At 67.6% G+C, this 20,513-nt stretch carries 22 protein-coding genes; 13 read left to right on the top strand and 9 right to left on the bottom strand.

Features of this window, described 5'->3' with window-relative positions:
- Window positions 1–82 precede the first annotated feature (82 nt).
- The 3 genes from ACZ5KP_RS03010 to ACZ5KP_RS03000 all read left to right on the top strand — a co-directional run bounded on the left by ACZ5KP_RS03010 (window position 83) and on the right by ACZ5KP_RS03000 (window position 5,434).
- Window positions 83–3,241: an FAD-binding and (Fe-S)-binding domain-containing protein gene (locus ACZ5KP_RS03010; protein ID WP_460919761.1), complete on the top strand. Its 3,159-nt coding sequence runs from the start codon at window positions 83–85 to the stop codon at window positions 3,239–3,241.
- A gap of 76 nt (window positions 3,242–3,317) precedes the next feature.
- Entirely contained in the window at window positions 3,318–4,301 is a 984-nt protein-coding gene (locus ACZ5KP_RS03005; RefSeq protein WP_460919759.1) for an NAD-dependent epimerase/dehydratase family protein, read from the top strand.
- Between the two features lie 74 nt (window positions 4,302–4,375).
- On the top strand, window positions 4,376–5,434 hold the full coding sequence (locus ACZ5KP_RS03000; RefSeq protein WP_460919757.1) for an NAD(P)-dependent glycerol-1-phosphate dehydrogenase: 1,059 nt from the start codon (window positions 4,376–4,378) through the stop codon (window positions 5,432–5,434).
- A gap of 60 nt (window positions 5,435–5,494) precedes the next feature.
- Here ACZ5KP_RS03000 and ACZ5KP_RS02995 read toward each other — a convergent pair whose 3' ends face one another.
- A complete protein-coding gene (locus ACZ5KP_RS02995; protein WP_460919755.1) occupies window positions 5,495–5,812 on the bottom strand; it encodes a hypothetical protein in 318 nt (105 codons plus the stop codon).
- A 120-nt stretch (window positions 5,813–5,932) separates the two neighbouring features.
- A complete protein-coding gene (locus tag ACZ5KP_RS02990; RefSeq protein ID WP_460919753.1) occupies window positions 5,933–6,163 on the bottom strand; it encodes an Lrp/AsnC ligand binding domain-containing protein in 231 nt (76 codons plus the stop codon).
- Window positions 6,164–6,283: 120 nt separating this feature from the next.
- Between ACZ5KP_RS02990 and ACZ5KP_RS02985 the strand changes: the two genes are divergently transcribed.
- On the top strand, window positions 6,284–6,970 hold the full coding sequence (locus ACZ5KP_RS02985) for a potassium channel family protein (protein ID WP_460919751.1): 687 nt from the start codon (window positions 6,284–6,286) through the stop codon (window positions 6,968–6,970).
- Window positions 6,970–7,200 carry an Lrp/AsnC family transcriptional regulator gene (locus tag ACZ5KP_RS02980; protein WP_460919749.1) on the top strand — a complete coding sequence of 77 codons (231 nt, stop codon included), beginning with the start codon at window positions 6,970–6,972 and terminating at the stop codon, window positions 7,198–7,200. The genes ACZ5KP_RS02985 and ACZ5KP_RS02980 overlap by 1 nt, the downstream gene beginning before the upstream one ends.
- 154 nt (window positions 7,201–7,354) lie before the next feature.
- Here the strand turns inward: ACZ5KP_RS02980 and ACZ5KP_RS02975 are convergent, their stop codons facing one another.
- Both ACZ5KP_RS02975 and ACZ5KP_RS02970 read right to left on the bottom strand, forming a co-directional pair.
- The gene (locus ACZ5KP_RS02975) at window positions 7,355–7,888 is read right to left on the bottom strand and encodes a DUF5813 family protein (protein WP_460919747.1); all 534 of its coding nucleotides are present in this window, start codon (window positions 7,886–7,888) and stop codon (window positions 7,355–7,357) included.
- Window positions 7,889–7,949: 61 nt separating this feature from the next.
- Window positions 7,950–8,333: a DUF7522 family protein gene (locus tag ACZ5KP_RS02970; RefSeq protein ID WP_460919745.1), complete on the bottom strand. Its 384-nt coding sequence runs from the start codon at window positions 8,331–8,333 to the stop codon at window positions 7,950–7,952.
- A 139-nt stretch (window positions 8,334–8,472) separates the two neighbouring features.
- Here ACZ5KP_RS02970 and ACZ5KP_RS02965 point away from each other — a divergent pair, with 139 nt between their 5' ends.
- The 4 genes from ACZ5KP_RS02965 (at window position 8,473) to ACZ5KP_RS02950 (ending at window position 11,726) form a co-directional block, all read left to right on the top strand.
- Window positions 8,473–9,297 carry a zinc-ribbon domain-containing protein gene (locus tag ACZ5KP_RS02965; protein WP_460919743.1) on the top strand — a complete coding sequence of 275 codons (825 nt, stop codon included), beginning with the start codon at window positions 8,473–8,475 and terminating at the stop codon, window positions 9,295–9,297.
- Window positions 9,298–9,497: 200 nt separating this feature from the next.
- Complete coding sequence (locus tag ACZ5KP_RS02960; RefSeq protein WP_460919741.1) at window positions 9,498–10,466, top strand: transcription initiation factor IIB; 969 nt, start codon at window positions 9,498–9,500, stop codon at window positions 10,464–10,466.
- 116 nt (window positions 10,467–10,582) lie between these two features.
- Window positions 10,583–11,275 carry a type I 3-dehydroquinate dehydratase gene (locus ACZ5KP_RS02955; RefSeq protein WP_460919739.1) on the top strand — a complete coding sequence of 231 codons (693 nt, stop codon included), beginning with the start codon at window positions 10,583–10,585 and terminating at the stop codon, window positions 11,273–11,275.
- A gap of 25 nt (window positions 11,276–11,300) precedes the next feature.
- Window positions 11,301–11,726 (top strand): DUF6677 family protein, encoded by a 426-nt coding sequence (locus tag ACZ5KP_RS02950; RefSeq protein WP_460919737.1) that lies wholly within the window; start codon window positions 11,301–11,303, stop codon window positions 11,724–11,726.
- Between the two features lie 708 nt (window positions 11,727–12,434).
- Here the strand turns inward: ACZ5KP_RS02950 and ACZ5KP_RS02945 are convergent.
- Together ACZ5KP_RS02945 and ACZ5KP_RS02940 are read right to left on the bottom strand one after the other, a co-directional pair.
- Complete coding sequence (locus ACZ5KP_RS02945) at window positions 12,435–13,163, bottom strand: sugar phosphate isomerase/epimerase family protein (RefSeq protein WP_460919735.1); 729 nt, start codon at window positions 13,161–13,163, stop codon at window positions 12,435–12,437.
- Between the two features lie 105 nt (window positions 13,164–13,268).
- On the bottom strand, window positions 13,269–14,414 hold the full coding sequence (locus tag ACZ5KP_RS02940) for a Gfo/Idh/MocA family protein (protein WP_460919733.1): 1,146 nt from the start codon (window positions 14,412–14,414) through the stop codon (window positions 13,269–13,271).
- A 113-nt stretch (window positions 14,415–14,527) separates the two neighbouring features.
- On the opposite strand from ACZ5KP_RS02940, the gene ACZ5KP_RS02935 reads away from it, so the two are divergent.
- The 3 genes from ACZ5KP_RS02935 (at window position 14,528) to ACZ5KP_RS02925 (ending at window position 17,065) form a co-directional block, all read left to right on the top strand.
- Window positions 14,528–15,298, top strand: a complete 771-nt coding sequence (locus ACZ5KP_RS02935) for a carbohydrate deacetylase (protein ID WP_460919731.1) — start codon at window positions 14,528–14,530, stop codon at window positions 15,296–15,298.
- A gap of 138 nt (window positions 15,299–15,436) precedes the next feature.
- A complete protein-coding gene (locus ACZ5KP_RS02930) occupies window positions 15,437–16,663 on the top strand; it encodes a Gfo/Idh/MocA family protein (RefSeq protein WP_460919728.1) in 1,227 nt (408 codons plus the stop codon).
- 42 nt (window positions 16,664–16,705) lie between these two features.
- Window positions 16,706–17,065: a hypothetical protein gene (locus ACZ5KP_RS02925; RefSeq protein ID WP_460919726.1), complete on the top strand. Its 360-nt coding sequence runs from the start codon at window positions 16,706–16,708 to the stop codon at window positions 17,063–17,065.
- Window positions 17,066–17,117: 52 nt separating this feature from the next.
- On the opposite strand, the gene ACZ5KP_RS02920 is transcribed toward ACZ5KP_RS02925, so the two are convergent.
- Both ACZ5KP_RS02920 and ACZ5KP_RS02915 read right to left on the bottom strand, forming a co-directional pair.
- Window positions 17,118–18,152: a Gfo/Idh/MocA family protein gene (locus ACZ5KP_RS02920; RefSeq protein WP_460919724.1), complete on the bottom strand. Its 1,035-nt coding sequence runs from the start codon at window positions 18,150–18,152 to the stop codon at window positions 17,118–17,120.
- A 125-nt stretch (window positions 18,153–18,277) separates the two neighbouring features.
- Window positions 18,278–18,505 (bottom strand): DUF6199 family natural product biosynthesis protein, encoded by a 228-nt coding sequence (locus ACZ5KP_RS02915; protein WP_460919722.1) that lies wholly within the window; start codon window positions 18,503–18,505, stop codon window positions 18,278–18,280.
- A gap of 108 nt (window positions 18,506–18,613) precedes the next feature.
- Between ACZ5KP_RS02915 and ACZ5KP_RS02910 the strand changes: the two genes are divergently transcribed.
- Window positions 18,614–20,182, top strand: a complete 1,569-nt coding sequence (locus tag ACZ5KP_RS02910; RefSeq protein ID WP_460919720.1) for an oligosaccharide flippase family protein — start codon at window positions 18,614–18,616, stop codon at window positions 20,180–20,182.
- A gap of 18 nt (window positions 20,183–20,200) precedes the next feature.
- Here the strand turns inward: ACZ5KP_RS02910 and ACZ5KP_RS02905 are convergent, their stop codons facing one another.
- Entirely contained in the window at window positions 20,201–20,482 is a 282-nt protein-coding gene (locus ACZ5KP_RS02905) for a hypothetical protein (RefSeq protein WP_460919718.1), read from the bottom strand.
- Between the last annotated feature and the right edge of the window lie 31 nt (window positions 20,483–20,513).

Below are 20,513 nucleotides of genomic sequence, written 5' to 3'. Positions count from 1 at the left end.
GGTCCCGGTCGTCGGTCGGTTCTCGTCCAGTTGCGGCCGGAACGGGCGAAGCTCCTATGGAGTCAGCACGACGACTCCCGCCATGGAATCTGGAGGGAGTTCCCGGAGCTCCGAGGACACCCGTTCCGCTCGCGATCCGTCGAGGGATCCCCGGGCGAACTACGACTACCAGGGCGGCGAGGAACACCGCCCGGACCTCGTCGCAGCGCTCGAAGCGCGGATCGAGGGCGACGTTCGCTTCGACGAGTACAGCCGCCAGCTCTACGCGACCGACGCCAGCGCGTACGAGGTGACCCCGGTCGGCGTCGTCTTCCCGAAATCGACCGACGACGTGGCAGCGGTGATGGGGTACTGTGCCGAGCAATCCGTGCCGGTGCTCCCGCGCGGTGGCGGCACCAGTCTCGCCGGCCAGGCTGTCAACGAGGCGGTCGTCCTCGATTTCACGAAGCACATGGACGACGTGCTCGCCGTCGATCCCGATCCGGACGATCCCGCGGACGCGAGTGCGGACGTTCCCGGCCTCGCTCGCGCCCAGCCGGGCGTCACGCTCGGCGAACTGAACGCCGCTTGCGACGACTACGGTCTCACGTTCGCGCCCGATCCGGCGTGGGGCGACAAGAGCGCCCTCGGCGGTGCGATCGGCAACAACTCCACGGGCGCCCACTCGCTGGTCTACGGCAAGACCGACGCCTACGTCGAGTCCTGCGAGGTCGTGCTCGCGGATGGCACCGTCACGACGCTCGGTGAGGTCGACCTCCAAACGATCCGCGAGGAGGCCGACCCCGATCCAGCGGACGACGCCTTGCTCCCGCAGATCTACGAGGCCGTCCGCCGGATCGTCGACGATCACGCGGAGGCCATCGACGACGCCTATCCGGACATGAAGCGCAACGTTTCGGGCTACAACCTCGATCGACTGGTCGCCGAGGCCCGCGGTGGCATCGGCCCGACGGGTGAGGAGTTCGGCGAGAGCGGAACCGTCAACCTCGCGCGCTTGCTCGCGGGCAGCGAAGGGACCCTCGGGATCGTGACGGAGGCGACCGTCTCCCTCGAACCGCTGCCGGAGACGAAGGCCGTCGCGTTGCTTGCCTACGACGACCTCGTCACCGCGATGGAGGACGTGCAGCCGATCCTGGCCCACGATCCCGCGGCCGTCGAAGTCCTCGACGACGTACTTTTGAGTCTCGCCCAGGACACCGAGGAGTTCGGCGCGCTCGTCGAGACCGTCGTCCCCGACGGCACGGGCGCGCTCCTCCTCGTCGAGTTCTACGCCCGCGACGACGCCCACGGTCGCGAACAGGTCGCGGACCTCCTTGCCGACCGCGTGCCTGCGGACGCCCGAACGACGGAGATCGAGCCGCCCGGCGAGATCCGGACCGACGCCGACCACCGCGCCTTCGCCGGCCTCGAAGCCCACGACGCCGCGGAGCGCGAGCGCTTCTGGAAGCTCCGGAAGTCCGGCCTGCCGATCCTCCTCTCGCGGACGACCGACGAGAAACACATCTCCTTCATCGAGGACTGCGCGGTCCCGCCGGAACACCTCCCGGAGTACGTCCAGCGCTTCCAGGGGATTCTCGAGGAGCACGACACCTTCGCGTCCTTCTACGCTCACGCGGGCCCGGGCGTCCTGCACGTGCGGCCGCTGATCAACACGAAGTCATTCGACGGGGTCGAGCGTATGGTCTCGATCGCCGACGCCGTCACCGACCTCGTCGTCGAACTGGGCGGCTCCGTCTCGGGCGAGCACGGCGACGGTCGCGCTCGGAGCCAGTGGAACCGGAAGCTCTACGGCGACGACGTCTGGGAACTCTCCCGCGATTTGAAGGCCGCGTTCGACCCCGACTGGCTCCTGAATCCTGGGCAGGTCTGTGGCGACGCGACCGGCGCGATCGACATGGCCGAGCATCTCCGGTTCGACCCCGAGTACCAGTTCGACGCGGGGTTCGACCCCGCGCTCGCGTGGGAGAACGAGAACGGGATGCAGGGGATGGTCGAGCTCTGTCACGGCTGCGGCGGCTGCCGTGGTACGCAGGAGGAAACGGGCGGCGTCATGTGCCCGACCTACCGCGCCGCCGAGGAGGAGTCCCTCTCGACGCGGGGGCGGGCGAACGCGCTCAGGCAGGCGATGAGCGGTGACCTTCCGGACGACGCGACCGAGGAGGAGTTCGTCGAGGAGATCCTCGACCTCTGTATCGGCTGCAAGGGCTGTGCACGGGACTGCCCCAGCGAGGTCGACATGGCGACGCTCAAAGCCGAACTGACCCACCAACACCACCAGGAACACGGTACCAGCGTCCGCGACCGCCTCTTCGGAGACATCCGGCGCTGGGCGAAGATCGGCAGTGCAACCGCACCCGTATCGAACTGGCTCGCGTCGCTGCCGGGCTCGGGCTGGCTCGCAGAGAAGACGGTCGGAATCGCGAGCGAGCGGGAGCTGCCGACGTTCGCACGGACCAGCTTCTCGGACTGGATGGCCGGTCGCGATCCGGCTATCGACGCCGACGCCGCGGAGCGGCGCGCGCTGGTCTTTCCCGACACCTACACCGAGTACATCGAGCCCGAGATCGGGAAGGCCGCCGTTCGAGTGCTCGAAGCAGCGAACGTGCGCGTCGAGATCCCCGACGACGTCACCGACAGCGGCCGGCCGGCGTTCTCGAAGGGACTGCTCGACCGCGCACGGGAGCGCGCCGAACGGAACGTCGCCGCGCTCGAACCGCGGATCGAGGCTGGCTGGGACGTCGTCACCGTCGAGCCCTCCGAGGCCGCGATGTTCCAGTCGGACTACGCGACGCTGCTCGGCTCGGACCGCGTGGCGACCGTCGCGGCGAACACCTACGGCGTCATGGAGTACGCCGATCGGTTCGACCTCGAGCTCGGTGCCGACGGTGCCGACGGTGGCGCCGACGAACAGCTGCTCTATCACGGCCACTGCCACCAGACGGCGATCGGCCGCGAGCACCACGCACCGACGATCCTCGAGCGCGCCGGCTACGACGTCGAGGTCCTTGACTCGGGTTGCTGTGGCATGGCCGGCTCCTTCGGCTACGAGGCCGAACACGTCTCGATGAGTGAGGCGATCGGCGGGATCCTCTTCGACCAGGTCGACGACGCGGCGGATCGCCTCGACGACCCGGAGCCCGAGGTCGTGGCGCCGGGAACGTCCTGTCGCTCGCAGTTCGGCGACCTCTCGGACCGGAGCGCGACGCATCCGGTCGTCAAGCTCGCCGGCGCAGTCCAGTAACGCCGCCCCGCTCCCCCGCTCCACCACGCCGATCGAACGCGACCGAACTTTGGTCGCTCGGCCAGAAGGTGGGCGTATGCCCGACGCACTCGTCATCGGCGGTACGCGGTTCATCGGTCGACACCTCGTCACCGAACTGCTCGACGCCGACTACGACGTGACGCTGTTCAACCGCGGCAACCACGAGAACCCCTTCGCTGAGCACGCCGACGTCGCCCAGGTCACGGGCGATCGCACGAGCGACGCGGCGCTTGAGCACGCACGCGACGAGGTCGACCCCGAAATCGTCGTCGACTGCGTGGCCTACTACCCTGGCGAGGTCCGGATGGCGACGGAGGTCTTCGCCGACGCCGACGCCTACGTGTTCGTCTCCAGTGGATCGGCCTACGGCACGAACGAGATTCCCAAGCGCGAGGGGGAGACGGCACTTGAACCCTGCAGCGACGAGCAGGCCGTCGACGAGAGTCACGAAACCTACGGCGCACGCAAGGCCGAGGGCGATCGCGCCGTGTTCGAGGCCGCCGAGGACGGCGTCAACGCGATGAGCGTCCGCCCCACGATCGTCTACGGCCAGCACGACTACACCGGCCGGCTGAACTACTGGACGGAGCGCGTTCGAGCGAACGACCGCATCCTGGTCCCCGGTGACGGGACGAATATCCACCACCTCGTCTCGGTGACAAACGTTGCTCGCGCGATCAGGACCGTCGCGGAGAACGGCACACCCGGCGAGGCGTACAACGTCGGCGACCACCGGATCCTCACGCTCGGCGAGGTGGTCGAGCGGATCGCTGACGGGCTGGAAACCGACGTCGAAATCGTGACCGCCAGCGAGCGCGAACTCGCTGCCGGTGACCTCGAGCCAGCCGACTTCCCGCTGTACAATCCGAACCCGCACGTGCTCTCGACGGAGAAGCTCCACCGACTCGGCTGGGAGCCCGTCGATCCGGCCGACGCCATCGCCGAGACCGTCCGGACGGAGTACGAGACGGAACGCGATCCCGGCCCGCCAGCTGGCGATACCCAGGAATGTCTCCGAGCGCTGGACTCCGCCGAGTAGCTATCAGCGCGGCGGGCCCCTCGCGACCCGCAATGACCCGCACTTACTAAACGATCCCATCGCAACGACTCCCTATGTTCGAGAAGTCTACCTGGATCCGGCTGCCCCGGAACGTCGTCGTCGGCCACGGGGTCGTCGACGACACCGTGGAGGCCGTCGCCGATCTCCACCTCGCTGGTCGACCGCTCATCGTGACGAGCCCGACACCGCGCGAACTGGCTGCCGAGCGGATCGCCGAGGATTTCGCCGACGCCGGTGAGGAGCCGGTGATCGTCGAGGTCGAAGAAGCGAACTTCGATGCGATCGAACGCGTCATCGAGCGAACTCGCGAGGTCGATCCCGGATTCCTGATCGGCGTCGGCGGCGGGAAGGCGATCGACATCGCGAAGATGGCCGCCGAGGAGGTCGATCGCGGCTTCGTCTCCGTGCCCACCGCGGCGAGTCACGACGGCATCGTCTCGGGCCGGGCGTCGGTGCCCGATCAGGGGACGCGCCACTCCATCGCCGCGGATCCGCCGCTGGCCGTCGTCGCCGACACGGAGATCCTCGCGGACGCGCCCTGGGAACTCACGACGGCAGGCTGTGCGGACATCATCAGCAACTACACTGCCGTCCTCGACTGGCGGCTCGCCCGTCGACTGAAGAACGTCCCCTACTCGGAGTACGGAGCGGCGCTCTCCGAGATGACCGCGGAGATCCTCGTCGACAACGCCGACTCGGTCCGGCCGGGACTCGAGGAGTCCGCCTGGATCGTCGTCAAGGCACTCGTCTCTTCCGGCGTGGCGATGTCGATCGCAGGCTCGTCCCGGCCGGCCAGCGGCGCGGAGCACCTCTTCAGCCACCAGCTCGACCGGATCGCGCCCGGGGCAGCGCTCCACGGCCACCAAGCCGGTGTCGGCTCGATCGTCACGGCGTACCTGCATGGTGGCGAGAAGGGCATGTGGCTCGACATCCGCGACGCGCTGGATTCAATCGACGCGCCGACCACCGCTGCGGATCTCGGCGTCTCGGAGGAGCAGGTGATCGAGGCGCTGACGACCGCCCACGAGATCCGGGACCGCTACACGATCCTCGGCGACGGGCTCGAAGAGACGGCGGCGCGGGAGGCCGCGGAGTACACTGGCGTCATCTAGTCTGGCGTCATCTGGTTCGGTAGCTCGTCGGTCGATCTCGGCACGGTCTCCTCGCTCCGCTCAGTTCGCGTCGGCGGGCAGCTCGATTTCGTCGGGCGAGGGCATCCAGAACAGGTCGATGGTGATTCCGAGCGAGAGCGGCAGGACGATCACCAGCAGGAGGACGACGTCGCGCCCGCCGAGGTTGCCACCGAGGCCGAGGAGCCCGCTCAGTAACGACGCCGAGACGATCAGCGCGAGCGGAATCAAGAAGAGCGTGTAGATCGCGGCGCCCCATTCGGTCTTCAACTGCAGGCGGAAGAACCGCGTCAGTACGACCGCGATGGCGGTGTGGACCGCGACGATGATGGCGACGCCGATTCCTGTCAGCACCGACATTGCCGGTCCTTCGAGCGCTCCGTACTTCGGGGTGTCGAAAGACGCCGTGGAGGGCGACGCCGCTGTCCCGAACCGGCACCCACAGGAACACCGTTCGGAACCTCCCGTATCGAGACCGCCCTACTGCATCGAGATGTACGTTCGCGTGTCCGCGACGCCCTCGAGCGACCGAACCTGATTCGCGACGGTGTCGAGGACGTCGTAGACTTCGCCCACGTCGAGTTCGGCGATAATATCGTACTCGCCGGCGACGATGTGCGCTTCGCTGATCGGTCCTGCTGTGCGGAGGCTGTCGACCAGCCCTTCCGAGGAGCCCGCTGCCGTCTTCACCATGACGAACGCGTGGACCATCGATCCGTGTGGTACGTTCTCATATCACAAAATACTTCCCCCGACGTGTGCCGGTGGTTCCGCTCCCGCGCGGTCGCCAGTTTGCAAACCTTCTTCAAGTGCCGGGGTGTAGCTCCCGACATGCGGTTCGTTATCATTGGCGCCGGTCGTGTGGGACTCCGCACGGCACGCGTTCTGGGCGAAGAAGGGCACGAGGTGGTGCTCGTCGAGCGCGACGACACGAAGGCTGAGCGGGCACGCAGCCAGGGCTACGAGGTCGTCGAAGGCGACGGGTCTCGCGAGGAAATCCTCGAAACAGCCGGCATCGAGGACGCCGACGCGCTGGGCGCGCTCACTGGCGATCTCAACGTCAACTTCGCGGCCTGTATGATCGGCAAACACCGCGGCGCGCGCACCGTCCTCCGCATCGACGAGGACTACCGCGAGGAGATCTACCGGAAGTACGCGGCGGAGGTCGACGAGATCGTCTACCCCGAACGGCTCGGTGCGATCGGCGCGAAGAACGCGCTGCTCGGCGGCGACATTCGAGCGATCGCCGACATCGCGCAGCATCTCCAGGTCGTCGAGCTCACGATCACAGAACAGGCGCCGATCCGGGGCTACTCGATCAGCGAGCTGCAGCTCCCCGCCGACGCCACCGTGCTCGCCTTCGGGAAGTCCGACGGACCGCTCGGCATCCCCTCGCCCGACGAGTCCCTCGAGAACGGCGACCGGATCGTCGTCCTCGCGGACTTCGGCGTGCTCGACGACGTGCGACAGCTCGTCGTCGGCGAGGCCGGCCGCGCCGCGGCAGGGGGTGTCAGCTGATGGTCACCGCCTACGTCATGGTCAAGGCCAACACCGGCGCCGCGGATCGCCTCCGCGAGGAGATCTCGGCGATCGAGGGCGTCGTCGATACCCACATCGTCGCCGGCGACGTCGACCTCATCGCCAAGGTCGAAGTCGATACGCCGGGCAAGGTCAAGGACGTCTCTGCGACCTCGATCCAGGCCATTGACGGCGTCGAGGACACGCGGACGTATATTGCCATGGACTAGAGCCCACCTTTTTTCTCGTCGGGTTTCCTCGCTCGCAACGCTCGCTGCGGGAACCCTCCTCGAAAAAATCTGGACCAAAAAAGGCCGCGAGCCGACCTCGCTCCCTACAGTCGCTCGGCCGCTCGCGGATCCATCGCTTGTACTTTCAGCACCGCTACAGCGGCGTTCCGCCCCGCTCCGCACCGCCGTCTTCCCCGCCAGCCTGCTGTGTGGCGCTGTCGAGCAGGCCTGCGACCGGATCCGCGTACTCGTAGCCGGGGATCACCCCCTGGACGTAGGTTCCCTCGACGAAGTCGACGATCGCCTTGGCGTCGTCGACGCCGGCACTCGCGTCCCAGGCGAGGAACGCGAAGCTGGCCTCGACGCGACCGTCAGTCCGGCGGATGTCCGGTTCGCCGTCTGGATCGACCTCCGCCGCGTCGTACGCGTCTTCGAGCCGGAGGGCGAGCGTGTCGAACCAGCCGTCTTCGACGACGTCCCCGACGGTCTCGTTCGCGACGGCGGCGTCGAGGGTCGGCATCGACACGTCGACCTCGAACCGGGCGTCGCGTCCGTCCTGGTCGATCGGCTCAGCGCGGACGGTCGCGTCGAATGCCGTCGTCGTGACCACGTACCCCTCCTCGGACGGTTCGAGGGCGGCGTGGGCTTCGAACGCGCGCCGGGCGGGCTCGGTCGACTCGTCACTCATCGTTGGAGTGGAGGCGTCGCTCACGGTTGGGGGTTGCGATCCACTGGAAACGTGCTGGCACTCACTCCAGCTCTTCGCGGAAGACCTCTCGGAGTGCATCCGCCACGGTCTCGAAGTCGTGGAGCGGTCGGGGATCGGTCGTGACGAACACCCCGTCCCGGTCGCCGGTCACTCGGATGAGATATCCGTTCTCGAAGGCGCGGACGGTGAACTTGTACTTGCCCAGCTCGGTCCCCTCGTAGGCCGCCTGCGTCAGGCGGAATCCGCGCCACTCGTGTCCGATGAACCCCGTAAGGTCCGCGTCCTTCTCGAGGTCGTCCCGGAGGTAGAGCTGCTCGAAGTCGTCCTTGGTGAAGTAGGTCACCGATCGGCAGCTCTCGCCGAGGGCCGTCCGACTGACGCTTCGAATCCGTTCGGCGGCTTCGTCGGCCAGGAGTGCTCCCATATTTCGGCCAATGCCATCCACTGTTATAAGTTGGGTGCCGGCGGCAGTCCGTCACCCACCTGCCGGCGTCGCGTCGTCGAGTTGCAGCGGCTGCAACGGCCCACTGACGTTTATGTGCAGTCGGCAACTACCTCGAAGCATGGCAACGTGCCCTGAATGTGGATCCGAGGTCGATCCGTCAGCACGGTTCTGTACGAGCTGTGGTCACTCCCTCGACGACGTCGATTTCGCAGTCGGCGCCGACGCTGGCGAGCCACAGGGACCCTCCCGCGTCGACGTTCCGGCGAACCCTTTCGAGCTGGACGTGTTCGAGTTCAGCTTCAAGTATCCCCTCGCCAACGGGTTAAAAACTGTCGTACTGGCTGCACTCCTCCTCGTCCTGTCGATCCTCGTGGTGCCCCTCTTCATGTTCACCGGCTACCAGTACCGGACCGGCCGTGCGGCGGCGATCGAAGACGCGTCGCCCCCGGAGATCGGTGACTGGTGGGGGCTCCTCGTCGACGGCATTCGGCTGTTCGTCGCGATGGGGTTACTGCTCGTCCCCCTCATGGGCGCGTTCGTCGGCCTCATTCTGACCGAACGGGTGGCGCTGGCGTATCTGCTCTACTTCCCGACCATGTTGTTCGTCGCGGCGATTCCACCGGTGTTCTACGGGACGGGGAGCGTCCGCGGCGTCTACGGCAACCTCCGGTTCGTCCGGTTCGTCGCGACGGCGAAGTTCTGGATCGGCGTCGCCTACCAGCTGGGGATCAGCGTCGTGCTCCAGATCGCCTTCTTCTTCGGCACGATCTTGCTGTTCATCACCATTATCGGTGTGATCCCGTGGCTCTTCCTGGTACCCGTCTTCTTCGCCTACACGACGTTGGTCCAGGCGTCGCTCTGGGGACGGATCTACCACGACGCGGCCGAGGACGGCGTCGTCGACGACGTCCGGCGCCCGGGACAGATCGAGAGCCGCTGGTAGCGGCCATCGGCGGTCGCTCGCTTTCCCGGTGGTGCCGATCGTTCACGATTACCCGTTGGGAATGCAGCGCCCGTTTCCGGGCGTTTCGCGCCGTCTCGCGGTGCTATATCGGCACGCTTATACGGCGTTCTCGGAAATACCTGAGGCGACGGACCACCGGGCGCGAGCGTCTCCTGTCCCGGTACAACGCATCTATCGCAATGAGAGAACGCACACGAGCCAGCGAGCGAGCCGACGAGGGGACGGTCGAGGAAGAGGAGGCCGCGGAGGACCTCTCCTGTCCGGAGTGCGGGGGTTTGCTCGTGAACGACGAGGAGCACGGTGAGACGGTCTGTGACGACTGCGGGCTGGTCGTCGAGACCGACGAGATCGATCGCGGGCCCGAGTGGCGGGCCTTCGACTCCAAGGAGAAAAACGAGAAGTCCCGCGTCGGAGCGCCGACGACGAACACGATGCACGACAAGGGGCTCTCGACGAACATCGACTGGCGCGACAAGGACGCGTACGGCAACTCGCTGGGCGCCCGCCAGCGCGAGAAGATGCAGCGCCTCCGGAAGTGGAACGAGCGGTTCCGGACCCGCGACTCGAAGGAGCGGAACCTCAAGCAGGCACTCGGCGAGATCGACCGAATGGCGTCCGCGCTCGGCCTCCCGGACAACGTCCGCGAGACCGCCAGCGTGATCTACCGCCGCGCGCTCGAGGAGGACCTCCTCCCCGGCCGTTCGATCGAGGGCGTCTCGACGGCCTGCGTCTACGCCGCTGCGCGACAGGCCGGCGTTCCGCGCAGCCTCGACGAGATCTCGGAGGTTTCCCGGGTCGAGAAGAACGAGGTCGCACGCACCTACCGCTACGTCGTTCGCGAACTCGGCCTCGAAGTCCGCCCCGCGGATCCCGAGAGCTACGTGCCCCGATTTGCTTCCGGGCTCGAACTCTCCGACGAGGCCGAACACCGCGCTCGCTCCCTGCTCCAGAACGCCAAGGAGAAGGGCGTCCACAGCGGCAAGTCGCCGGTCGGGCTCGCCGCCGCGGCCGTCTACGCCGCCGCGCTCCTGACCAACGAGAAGACCACGCAGGCCGCCGTCAGCGAGGTCGCGGACATCTCAGAAGTCACGATTCGGAACCGCTACCACGAGCTCCTCGAGGCCGAGGAGAGCCTCGGCGTCGCCTGATCGGTCGCCGTTCCTTTTCGACGGTTTCGCGCTATTTCGGTCGGACTCCGTCAGGTAGCTACGCGAGCGGGTACCGGTGGAAAGGTTCAATTCACTGGGCGGACAGCAGCGAACAAATGGACTTTGACTCGTTCGTCCTCGCAGTCGCGACGGCCGATCTATCCGACGCGAGCCATCCCGCCGCTCGCGAGCACGCCGACGCCGTCGAGTTCCGGATGGACCTGGCCGGCGGAGATCCGCTCGCGGCGCTCGCCGAGTACGACGCCGACCTGCCGATCATCGCGACCAACCGCGTCGAGTGGGAGGGCGGCGATGCCGCAGACGACGAGGCCCGGCTCGACGATCTCCTCGCTGCAGCGGAGTTCGACGCCGTCGAGGCGATCGACGTCGAACTGGAGGCGATGCGCCGCGGCGACGCGGCGGGCGTTCCCGAGCGCGTTCCCGATCCCGTCACCGTGGTCGCCTCCGTTCACGACTTCGACCGCACCCCGTCGGTCGACGACCTCCGCTCGCTGGCGCGAGCGGCGACGGAGCACGGCGACGTCGGGAAGGTCGTCACCACTGCGGAGTCCGTCGACGACGTGCCACCCCTGCTCTCGGTAACCCGGGAGTTCGTCGCTCAGGGGCGTCCGATCGCGACGATGGCGATGGGCGAGCCCGGCCGTCACTCCCGCGCCGTCGCCCCGATCTACGGCTCTCGCATCGGGTACGCGCCCGTCGATCCCGCCGACGCGACGGCGCCCGGGCAGTTCGACGTCGCGGCGCTTTCGGCACTGGTCGAGGATCTCGCTCCGAACCCGGAAGCATAAACCATCGGGCGGGTAAGCGCCTCGTATGGGACGACCTCGGCCCTGGCTCGCCGCACTCCTCGCCTTCCTCTACCCCGGACTGGGGCATCTCTACCTCCGGGAGTGGGCGCGCTCACTGCTGTGGTTCGTGCTCGGCGTCGGCACAGTGCTGCTCGCGATTCCGCAGGGTCCGCTCTCCGACGCGTCGATCACGGATCCCCAGTCGATGATGGACGCCTCCGAAGCGATGACGGCGGAGGCCTCCACCGTCGGCCTCATCGTCGTCGTCACCGTGTTCGCGTTCAGCGTCGTCGACGCCTACACCATCGCGCGCGGTGCCCGAGCGCGCCGGGCGCGAGAGGCCGCCGGAGAGGTGAGCCAGGACTGCCCCGTTTGCGGGCGGGAGCTCGACGACGACCTCGACTTCTGTCACTGGTGTACGACGCGCTTCGAGCCCCGTTCCGGGGAGTGAGGCTCCGATGTTCTTCGTCGGCGTTCGCTCTCCCCGATTCGACTACTCGGGAAATCAGTGCGGAGCGTGGGAATCGGCTTGACAGCGAACCGCCACGGAATCCCCCTCCCGCTCGACTCGGGCGCCTCGCTGCGCGCTTCCCTCGCTCGCTACGCTCGCTCGGTCCAGTGCTTGCGTCGTCGTCCTTCGTCGAGCGGTCGGCCCCTTCCGAAGTCCCTCCCTGGGAGAGATTTGGGGAGCGTTGCGCGACGGAAATTCGGGCGCGCTCAGCACTGGGGATCACCCCCGGCTTCCGCTCGATGGGCGATCCATCGGAGCGATGATCCACCAAAATCCACCGGGTGGGACTGAGCGGAATCTTTGATTCTGCGAAGGTCGGAAGAGCTTGCTCTTCCGGGACTGGAAGGGGCCCACCGGTCGCGTTCGGTCGCGAAGCCAAGCACTGTAGCGACCGCAGGGAGCGAAAGGCGCAGCGAGCGAGCGGACGCGAGCGGGAGGGGGCTGTCGCGGGCCACGCCCGCGGCGTCCTGGCGAGCAACAGCGAGCCAGGGCTCGTCGATCGACGATCGACGGCGTCGGGAGATCTCCGATCTCCCGGTATCCAAGCTATCTGCTGTCCAAGTCACTCCGCGGTCAGCAATTGATTTCCCGGGTAGTCGAGTCACACAATCACGCCGCAACCGAGAGTCGGCGAACAGTCGAATCCGCCTACACCAGATCGCGCATCGTCGCGCCGGCGTCGTCCAGCGAGGCGATCGGATCGTCGCCCTCGTACTCGTAGATCAGCCACTCGCCGCCGATGTCCTCGAAGGCTGCCGCCGCGGCCTCGATGTCGACGTCGCCCTGGCCAACGGGAACGGAGTGGCCCGCGTCGACGTCGACGTCCTTGACGTGGGCGAGATCGCAACGGTCGCCGACGGCGCGGAGCCGCTCGGCGGGGTCGTCGCCGCCGAGCAGGACGAAGCCGAGGTCGAGTTCGAGGCCGAACTCGCTCTCCTCGATGAAGGTGAAGAATCCGGGCTCGCCGTCGAACTCGGAGTACTCCTGGTCGTGGTTGTGGTAGTGAAGCTGGTGGCCGCGCTCGGCGAGGCGGTCGTCGGCCGCGGAGAGTCGCTCGATCGCCTCGTCGAGCCCCTCGCGGCTGGTGAAGTACTCCTCGTCGAGCCACGCGACGACGAAGTCGGAGACGCCGAGCGTCTCGTAGAAGGAAACGGTGTCCTCGAAGTCGTCCTCGAGGTCCTCGAGGTGGATGTGAGCGCCGGCGGGCTCGAGCCCCGTCTCGTCGAGAACTGCACGAACGTCCTCGGGATCTTCGTCGGGAACGCGATAGGCGAACTCCACGCCGTCGAAGCCGGCGTCGGCGACGGCCTCGAGCAGTTCGTCGAACGGCAGGTCGACGTCGCGGAGCGTGTACAGCTGGATGGCAGTCTTGGCCATACTCCCGACGAGTCGGCCACGCTAAAAGCCGGTTTCCTTGCCCCTCCGGCTTGCCGACTTCGTGCGGAAGGACGACGAGACGACGACGGCGGGGGAGAGCGCAGCTCAGACGTCGATGGCGGTCGATTCGGAGCGCTCGGCGATCTCCTCGGCGGTGAGCTCCCGGCCGGCCTCCTGGGAGAGGTAGATGCCCTCCATGACGAGCATGGAGTTCAGCGCGATCTCGGCGGTCGGGACGACCTCCTCGGCCTCGCCGGTGAGCGTGTCGATCCAGTGGTGGTACTGGCCGACGGCCCGCTCGAAGTCGTAGCCGGTGTCGCCCTCGAGCAGGGCCTGCCGGCCCTCGTACTCCTCGAGGTCCATCGAGACGGTAGCCTGGTAGTCGCCGGTGGTGGTGTAGAACTCGAAGGGGTCGAACTGAACGCCGCCCTTGGTGCCGGCGAGCGCGTCCGAGTCGTCGGGGAGGAACATGTGCCAGGCGGCCCGGAGCGTGAGCAACGAGCCGTCGGCGAGTCGAGCGAAGCCCATCCCAGCGTCCTCGACGTCGTAGCCCGACTCCGCGAGCCGCTCGACGTACTGGTCCTGGTTGTCGCCCACGAGATCCTCGTCGTAGGTGTCGTCGGTGTGTTCGAACGTGGCGCCGGAAACGCGCTCGACGGGCTCGTTACCGAGCAGGTAGAGCAGGCGACCGATGACGTAGGTGCCGATGTCGATGACGGGACCGCCGCCGGCGCTGTCCTTGGAGACGAACGACGGCGTGCCGTAGCCGTCGACGTAGGGGCGACCGCGGCGCCGGGAGAACACGCCGCGGCCGAAGTACGTGTCGCCGAGGTCGCCGCCGTCGAGGAGGGTCTTCGCGGCCCGGGTCTCCTCGCTGAACAGTTCGTAGTTCTGGATCCCGAGGTGAATCCCCGCGTCCTCGGCCGCGTCCATCATCGCCTTCGCGTCGGTGTAGGTCGCCGCCATCGGCTTCTCACAGAAGACGTGGCAGCCGGCCTCGGCCGCGTCGACGGTCACGGGCCGGTGGAGGTTGTTGTGGACGCAGACGTCGATCGCGTCGAGGTCCGCGTCGTCGAGCATGTCGCGGTAGTCGCCGTACGCGGTGCCGCCGACGGCGTCGGCGAGCGCTGCCGACGCCTCCTCGTCGATGTCCGCGACGGCGACGACCTCCGCGCCGTCGACGTCAGCGTACTCTCCAGCGTGCGTCTCGCCTCGATTCCCTGCGCCGACGATGCCGATGTCGATCGTCATACTCGAACTGCCGCCGCACACGGAAATCAATCCTCGCCTGTCGGAAGGTGGCGACGCGCCCGGGCAGACCGTCGGCCGGCACGCTTAGCACGCGGGCCCCGGAGGTCCACACGATGACGGCCGACACCGACGGCGATCGAGTCCGACTGCTCACCCGTGCCGACGACGCCGGGCTGGCGGAGAGCGCGAACGACGCGATCCGGGAGTGCTTCGAGAAGGGAATCCTCCGGAACGTCAGCGTCATGGCACCCACGCCTGCGCTCGACCACGCCGCGGATCGCCTCGCGGACGTCGACGGGCTCTGCGTCGGCGCACACGTGACGCTCACGTCGGAGTGGGCCGATCCGACCTGGGGACCGGTGCTGGATGCCGAGGACGTGCCGACGCTCGTCACCGACGAGGGGAGGTTCCACCGCACACCCGAGGCACTGTTCGACACCGACCCCGATCGCGAGGAGATCCTGGCGGAGGTGACCGCCCAGATCGAGCGTCTCCGGGACGTCGGCTTCGAGCCCGATTACGCCGACACCCACATGCTCATCGAGCCGGCGTCGGAATGGTTCGCCGACGCGTTCGACGATCTATGCCACCGCGAGGGGCTCATCAACTGGTGGGGCGTGCCGCCGCTCCCCGGAACGGAGGGTATCGGCTCGGGGCCCGAATGGCTCCTCGACAATCTCGACGGCGTCGACCCCGGCACCTACATCGTCGTCGGGCACCCGGCGTACGACGACGCGGGGATGGCCGAGATCCGACTCCCCGACGGCGAGCCGGGGACGGTCGCAACCGAACGCGACGCCCAGCGCAGGATGTTCACCGACGAGCGCGTGCTGGCGTACGTCGAGGACGCTGGCGTCGAACCGATCAGGTACGACGAGTTGTGACCGGCGGCTTCGCCGAACGATCTGCCGGGTTCCAATCCGACGTGGCAGCCGTTGCGATCCAGCACTCCACAGCTCACCGCGACCCCACAGCTGACCGCGATCCGAGGAGCTATGGGCGAACGTATACCACACACGACCATGACGGAGAGCTTCGGCATCGGCGTCGTCAGCTGCGGATTCATCACCCGCGAGATGCACATCCCGAGCGTCGAGTACCTCCCGGACGTCCACGTCGCCGGGATCCAGAACCGGACGCGATCGAACGCCGAGGAGGTCGCAACGACCTGCCGCGAGGAAGGGTGGGGCGATCCCTCGGTCTACGGCGAGGACGACGTCGCCGCGCTCGTCGAAGACCCCGACGTCGACGGGCTCTGGGTGACGAGCCCGAACTTCACCCGCGTCGACGTGATCGACGCGGCGGTGGACGCGGTCGAGGACGCCGACGGGAACGATCCACTGATCGACGGTATCGCGATGGAGAAGCCGATCGCGCGGAACATGGAGGAGGCGAATCACGTCGCCGAGCGGATCGAATCCGCCGGGATTCCCAACGCCTACCTCGAGAACTGGCCGTTCGAGCCCGACATCGCGAAGCTCCGGGAACTGCTCTGGCAGCGCGGCCGCGACGCTGGCAGACCCTATATCGCCCGCTCGCAGGCCGAACACGGCGGGCCCCACTCCGCGTGGTTCTGGGACGGCGAACTCCAGGGCGGCGGCGCGCTGACCGACATGCTCTGTCACGCGCTCGCGGGCAACCACGTCCTGCTATCGGATCCCGAGCGGGCAGACGGCGGCCTCGAACCCGTCGCCGTTTCCGCCGACACGGAGACGCTCAAGTGGGGCCGCGAGGAGTACGCCGAACGACTCCGCGATGAACACGGCGTCGACTGGGAGGAGAATCCCGCCGACGACTACGCCCGCGCCACGGTGCGCTACGAAGGCGAGGACGGGGAACCGCTCGTCTCCGAAGCCACAGGCTCCTGGTGCTACGTCGGCTCCGGCGTCCGGCGCTCGATTGAACTTCTGGGTCCGGAGTACTCCGGCCAGGTCATGACCGACGACGAGTCCTCGAGCGTGTTCTTCTCCGACGACCTCAGCGACGGCGAGGGCTGGGCGGAGAAGCAGGCGGCCACCAGCGGCCGGATGCCGATCGGTGCGGGTGCGGTCGTCGACGGCGGTTACGTCGCGGAGAACCGTGACGCCGTCGAGGCGTTCCGCGCCGGCGAGAACGGGACGCTGGACGTCGAAGACGGCCTGCGCGTCCTGCGGATCTGCATGGCCGCGTACAAGGCCGCGGAGGAGGGCGAGGAAGTGGACCTGCGGAGTACCGACCTCTCGGAGTATACCCCACCGCCGGCGCGGTGAAATCGGGGACTAACTTTGTAGCGCTCTCCCGACGCACCGGGCATGGCGCTCATCGACTCCGTCGTCGTCTTCCTCGTCAGCCTCCTGATCGGCGCACTCGGCATCTACGTCGGGGCCCGCGTCGTCTCAGATTACGACGATTACACGTACGCGATCGTGACAGCACTGATCGGTGCGATCATCTGGGCCGTGGTCGGGTTCCTGTTCGGGTGGATCCCGCTGCTCGGTCCGGTGCTGGTGTTGCTCGCGTACGTCGCGGTGATCAACTGGCGCTACCCGGGCGGGTGGGTCGACGCTGTCCTGATCGCGCTGATCGCGTGGATCGCGACGCTGGCGGTCCTCTACGTGCTCGCGCTCCTCGACCTCGCAAGCTTCGGCGCCGTTGGCGTGCCTGGGGTCTGAATTCCCACGCTGTACCGCTTCGCCGGGAACTGGAGGCCCCAAGAACGGGCCGTTAGTCCACCAGCTCCAGTCGCTCCCCAGCGGCCGCGCTCTGCTTCGCGGTCTCGACGATCCGGTGGGCCTCCCGGCAGAAGGCCGGGTCGCAGGGACCCTCCGGTTCCCCGCCGGTCTCCAGCCGGTCGATCACGTAGTGAACGAGGTTCTGGAATCGATCGGGAAGTTGCTCCGGCTCCACTTCGTACCCCTCGGGCTCCGCGTCGGTCTGGACGCGGATCTCGACGCCGCGCTCGACCGTCGAGATCGACCCCTCCGTACCGACGAGTACGTAGCCCTTCATCGGCTGGGGCTCGATCTCCCAGGGGTTCGTCGGCATGCGCCAGGAGGTCTGGAACGCCGAGAGGCCGTCCTCGAAGCGCGCGATCGTCGAGGACTGGACGTCGACCTCGAGGTCCTCCGGGACGTAGTCCTCGGCAGTGACCGATTCAGGGAGCTCGCCGTCGCGGAACCACGTCGAGAAGGTCGCACCGTAGCCGAGGTAGTCGAGCATCGAGCCGCCGCCGGCCGCGGGATCGTAGAACCAGCTGTCGGCGGGCGGCGCGCCGGCGTTCCCGCCGTAGTACTGGATTTCTTCGACCTCGCCGATCGTTCCGTCCTGGACCAGCCGCCGGACCTCGTGCTTGACCGGATCCCACATCACGGGCCAGTTCAGGGCGAACAGGTTGTCCGTCCCGGTCATCGCGTCGATCATCCGATCGGCGCTCGCGAGCGAGTCCGCGAGGGGTTTCTCGATCGCGACGTGGACGTCGTACTCGGCGACCCGCTCGACGAAACGTGCGTGTTCCGAGTTCATCGGGCAGCCGAGCACGACGTCGGGATCAGTCGTCTCGATGCACGCCTCGAGGTCGTCGAAGACGCGGTCGTCGGGAATATCGTGGGCTTCGACAGCGTCCTCGAGCGATCCCGTGGAGGTCGAGGGATCCTCGTCGCAGACGCCGACGATCTCGGCGTCGGGATGGTCGGCGACCCACTCGAGGTTCGTGTTCATGTGCATCTGGTCGAAGTTGGCACCGACGAAGCGGTAGGTCATAGCCGGAGCCTCGTCGCGGTGGGTGAGAAAGGTTTGGCTGGCGGAAATGCGGCGGGTGTCGCGAGCAGCCGGCGGATCGAGGGACCGAATCCGTCGACACGGTCAGACCGCCGTCGAGAAACTGCTCACAGCAGAAAGCAGACCGCGGCTCCGAGGACGCCGGCGATCGTCAGCCCGATGCCGAGCACGTAGGTGAATCCCACTTTCCACTCCGCGGGCTCGATCGGGCCCGCCGGTGCCCGACCGATCGCGTCGAAGAACTCGGTGAACTTCGCGATGCCACGCGGCCACTTCGCGAGCGGCGGACCGACGATCAGGCCGGCCATCGCGACGACCGGGAGCCCCGAGCACATATCCTGTTCGCCGATCGGCGGAATAAAGATCCTTTCGCCAATCGCCACGACGAACCCGTCCGACTTCGGAGCGCTTTATCACTCCGGGCGGAAACCGCCGGCCGAACCGTGAGCGCGGGAGCCGGGGAACGAACGACGGAGCGAGCCGACGGCGAGGAATCGTCGATCCCTCCCGCCGAGCGCGAGGCACTCCTCACGATCGTCCACGGAGCGGTCGTGACCAGCGGCGGCGTCTCCGGCCAGCGCGCGCTGATCGCGGCGACGGAGTTCGTCCTCGCACGCGGACTCGGACCGGTAGCCTACGGCGTCTACGCCTTCGCCTGGCGGATCGCCGAGACGCTCGTCCGGCTGGTGACGTTCGGGAGCGTGCCCGCACTGCAGCGCTACCTCCCCGCTGCGGAGTCCGATCCGGCCCAGCGCTCGAAGACCACCGGACTGGCCTACCTGACGACCCTCGGCGTCGGAACGCTGATCGCCGTCGGAATCTGGTTGCTCGCGGGGAGGATCAACCGCGCCACCGTCGACGACCCGGCGTTTCCCCCGGCCCTGCGGCTGTTCGGGATCCTCGTCGTCCTGATCGGCCTCGTGATGATCGTCTCGGCAATCTTTCGCGCGGTCGGTTCCGCTCGCGGCGAGGTCCTCTTCAACAAACTGCTCAGACCGGCGATGCGGCTCGTCGGTGCCGTAGTCGCGCTCGGACTCGGCTTCACCGTCGTCGGGGTCGCCGGAGCGATGGTCGCGTGTATGGCGGCGCTCGTGCTCGTCGGCGTACCGGTCGCAGTCCGGGTCACCGGGATCCGATCCACGCTTCGTATCGGGGTCGAGGACGCGAAGGAGTACTATCGGTACGCGGCGCCGGTCGCGATGAGTAGCCTGGGGAAGATCTTCCAGAACCGCGTGGACGTGTTCCTCGTCGGCGCGTTGCTCACCGCGGTCGCCGCAGGGATCTACAACGTCGTGCTCGTGTTCGTCGCCGTCGCGTGGATTCCACTGATGGCGTTCAACCAGCTCCTGCCGCCCGTCGCCTCGAACCTCTACGGCGAGGACGACGTCGAGACGCTGAACGCGGTCTACGCGTCGGCGACGCGGCTGATCGTCACGACGGTCCTGCCGATCCTCGCCGTCCAGGTCGTGTTCGGACGGGAGCTACTGGGGCTGTTCGGATCGACGTACACCCGTGGCCACCTCCCACTCGTCGTCTATCTCGGCGGCGTGTTCGTCGGCAGCGGCGTCGGCGCGACGGGCTGGCTCCTGATGATGACCGACCACCAGTACGCGCGGATGGCACTCGACTGGCTCCTGGCCGTATTGAACGTCGCACTGACCTACCTGTTCGTGGTCGAGTTCGGCCTCGTCGGCGCGGCGCTGGGCACGTCGCTGGCCATCGCCGTGCAGAACTTCCTCCAGGTCCTGCTCCTGCGACGGTTCGAGGGGCTCTGGCCGTGGAACGCGTCGTTCCTGACGCCGCTGGCGGCCGGTGCCGTGATGATCGGCGTCATGTGGGCCCTCCGGCGCACGATCGACGGGCCGCTCGGAGTCGCGGTAGCGTTGCTCCTCGGCGTCGCGAGCTATCTCGCTGTGCTCCACGTGCTGGGCGTCGACGAACGGGACCGCTTCGTCGTTCGTGCGCTCGCTGGCCGCTACCGAGCGACGCTGGCGTCCCGAGTGTCGCGCTGAGTGGCTCGTGCCGGGCCGTCAGGACTCGACGCCGAGGGCGTCCGCGATCGCCTCGAGTTCGGCCTTCCGGAAGCTGCTGCCGACGGCCGCGGGGTCGTCCGTCTCCAGCTCGTCGACGCGCCAGAGGATTCCCGCTTGCATCTGTGCGGTCGGCGGATAGCTCTCGTGGTCGATCTCGTAGCCGACGGCCTCGCAGATTGCCGCGAGCGATTCCTTCGTGAACCCCGCGGAATCGGGCCGTTCGAAGCGGTCCACTGCGACGCGGATCTCGTTCCGGAGGTCGCCGACGGTCCTGGTCATACCACACACGGGATCCCGGAGCAACGTGTCT

Source organism: Salinarchaeum chitinilyticum (assembly GCF_055390775.1).
The sequence above is the reverse complement of the archived record's forward strand: the minus strand, read 5'-3'. Positions and strand labels throughout refer to the sequence as shown.

Excerpts from the sequence above, each read along its gene's own strand:
- ACZ5KP_RS02980 (WP_460919749.1), top strand. The coding sequence starts at position 6,970 with ATGGTCACCGCCTACGTCATGGTCAAGGCCAACACCGGCGCCGCGGAT.
- ACZ5KP_RS02940 (WP_460919733.1), bottom strand. The coding sequence starts at position 14,414 with ATGACGATCGACATCGGCATCGTCGGCGCAGGGAATCGAGGCGAGACG.
- ACZ5KP_RS02960 (WP_460919741.1), top strand. The coding sequence starts at position 9,498 with ATGAGAGAACGCACACGAGCCAGCGAGCGAGCCGACGAGGGGACGGTC.
- ACZ5KP_RS02935 (WP_460919731.1), top strand. The coding sequence starts at position 14,528 with ATGACGGCCGACACCGACGGCGATCGAGTCCGACTGCTCACCCGTGCC.
- ACZ5KP_RS02970 (WP_460919745.1), bottom strand. The coding sequence starts at position 8,333 with ATGGGAGCACTCCTGGCCGACGAAGCCGCCGAACGGATTCGAAGCGTC.
- ACZ5KP_RS02955 (WP_460919739.1), top strand. The coding sequence starts at position 10,583 with ATGGACTTTGACTCGTTCGTCCTCGCAGTCGCGACGGCCGATCTATCC.
- ACZ5KP_RS02990 (WP_460919753.1), bottom strand. The coding sequence starts at position 6,163 with ATGGTCCACGCGTTCGTCATGGTGAAGACGGCAGCGGGCTCCTCGGAA.
- ACZ5KP_RS02965 (WP_460919743.1), top strand. The coding sequence starts at position 8,473 with ATGGCAACGTGCCCTGAATGTGGATCCGAGGTCGATCCGTCAGCACGG.
- ACZ5KP_RS02950 (WP_460919737.1), top strand. The coding sequence starts at position 11,301 with ATGGGACGACCTCGGCCCTGGCTCGCCGCACTCCTCGCCTTCCTCTAC.
- ACZ5KP_RS02915 (WP_460919722.1), bottom strand. The coding sequence starts at position 18,505 with ATGTGCTCGGGGCTCCCGGTCGTCGCGATGGCCGGCCTGATCGTCGGT.
- ACZ5KP_RS02905 (WP_460919718.1), bottom strand. The coding sequence starts at position 20,482 with ATGACCAGGACCGTCGGCGACCTCCGGAACGAGATCCGCGTCGCAGTG.
- ACZ5KP_RS03010 (WP_460919761.1), top strand. The coding sequence starts at position 83 with ATGGAATCTGGAGGGAGTTCCCGGAGCTCCGAGGACACCCGTTCCGCT.
- ACZ5KP_RS02975 (WP_460919747.1), bottom strand. The coding sequence starts at position 7,888 with ATGAGTGACGAGTCGACCGAGCCCGCCCGGCGCGCGTTCGAAGCCCAC.
- ACZ5KP_RS02985 (WP_460919751.1), top strand. The coding sequence starts at position 6,284 with ATGCGGTTCGTTATCATTGGCGCCGGTCGTGTGGGACTCCGCACGGCA.
- ACZ5KP_RS02945 (WP_460919735.1), bottom strand. The coding sequence starts at position 13,163 with ATGGCCAAGACTGCCATCCAGCTGTACACGCTCCGCGACGTCGACCTG.
- ACZ5KP_RS03005 (WP_460919759.1), top strand. The coding sequence starts at position 3,318 with ATGCCCGACGCACTCGTCATCGGCGGTACGCGGTTCATCGGTCGACAC.
- ACZ5KP_RS02920 (WP_460919724.1), bottom strand. The coding sequence starts at position 18,152 with ATGACCTACCGCTTCGTCGGTGCCAACTTCGACCAGATGCACATGAAC.
- ACZ5KP_RS02925 (WP_460919726.1), top strand. The coding sequence starts at position 16,706 with ATGGCGCTCATCGACTCCGTCGTCGTCTTCCTCGTCAGCCTCCTGATC.
- ACZ5KP_RS02930 (WP_460919728.1), top strand. The coding sequence starts at position 15,437 with ATGACGGAGAGCTTCGGCATCGGCGTCGTCAGCTGCGGATTCATCACC.
- ACZ5KP_RS03000 (WP_460919757.1), top strand. The coding sequence starts at position 4,376 with ATGTTCGAGAAGTCTACCTGGATCCGGCTGCCCCGGAACGTCGTCGTC.
- ACZ5KP_RS02995 (WP_460919755.1), bottom strand. The coding sequence starts at position 5,812 with ATGTCGGTGCTGACAGGAATCGGCGTCGCCATCATCGTCGCGGTCCAC.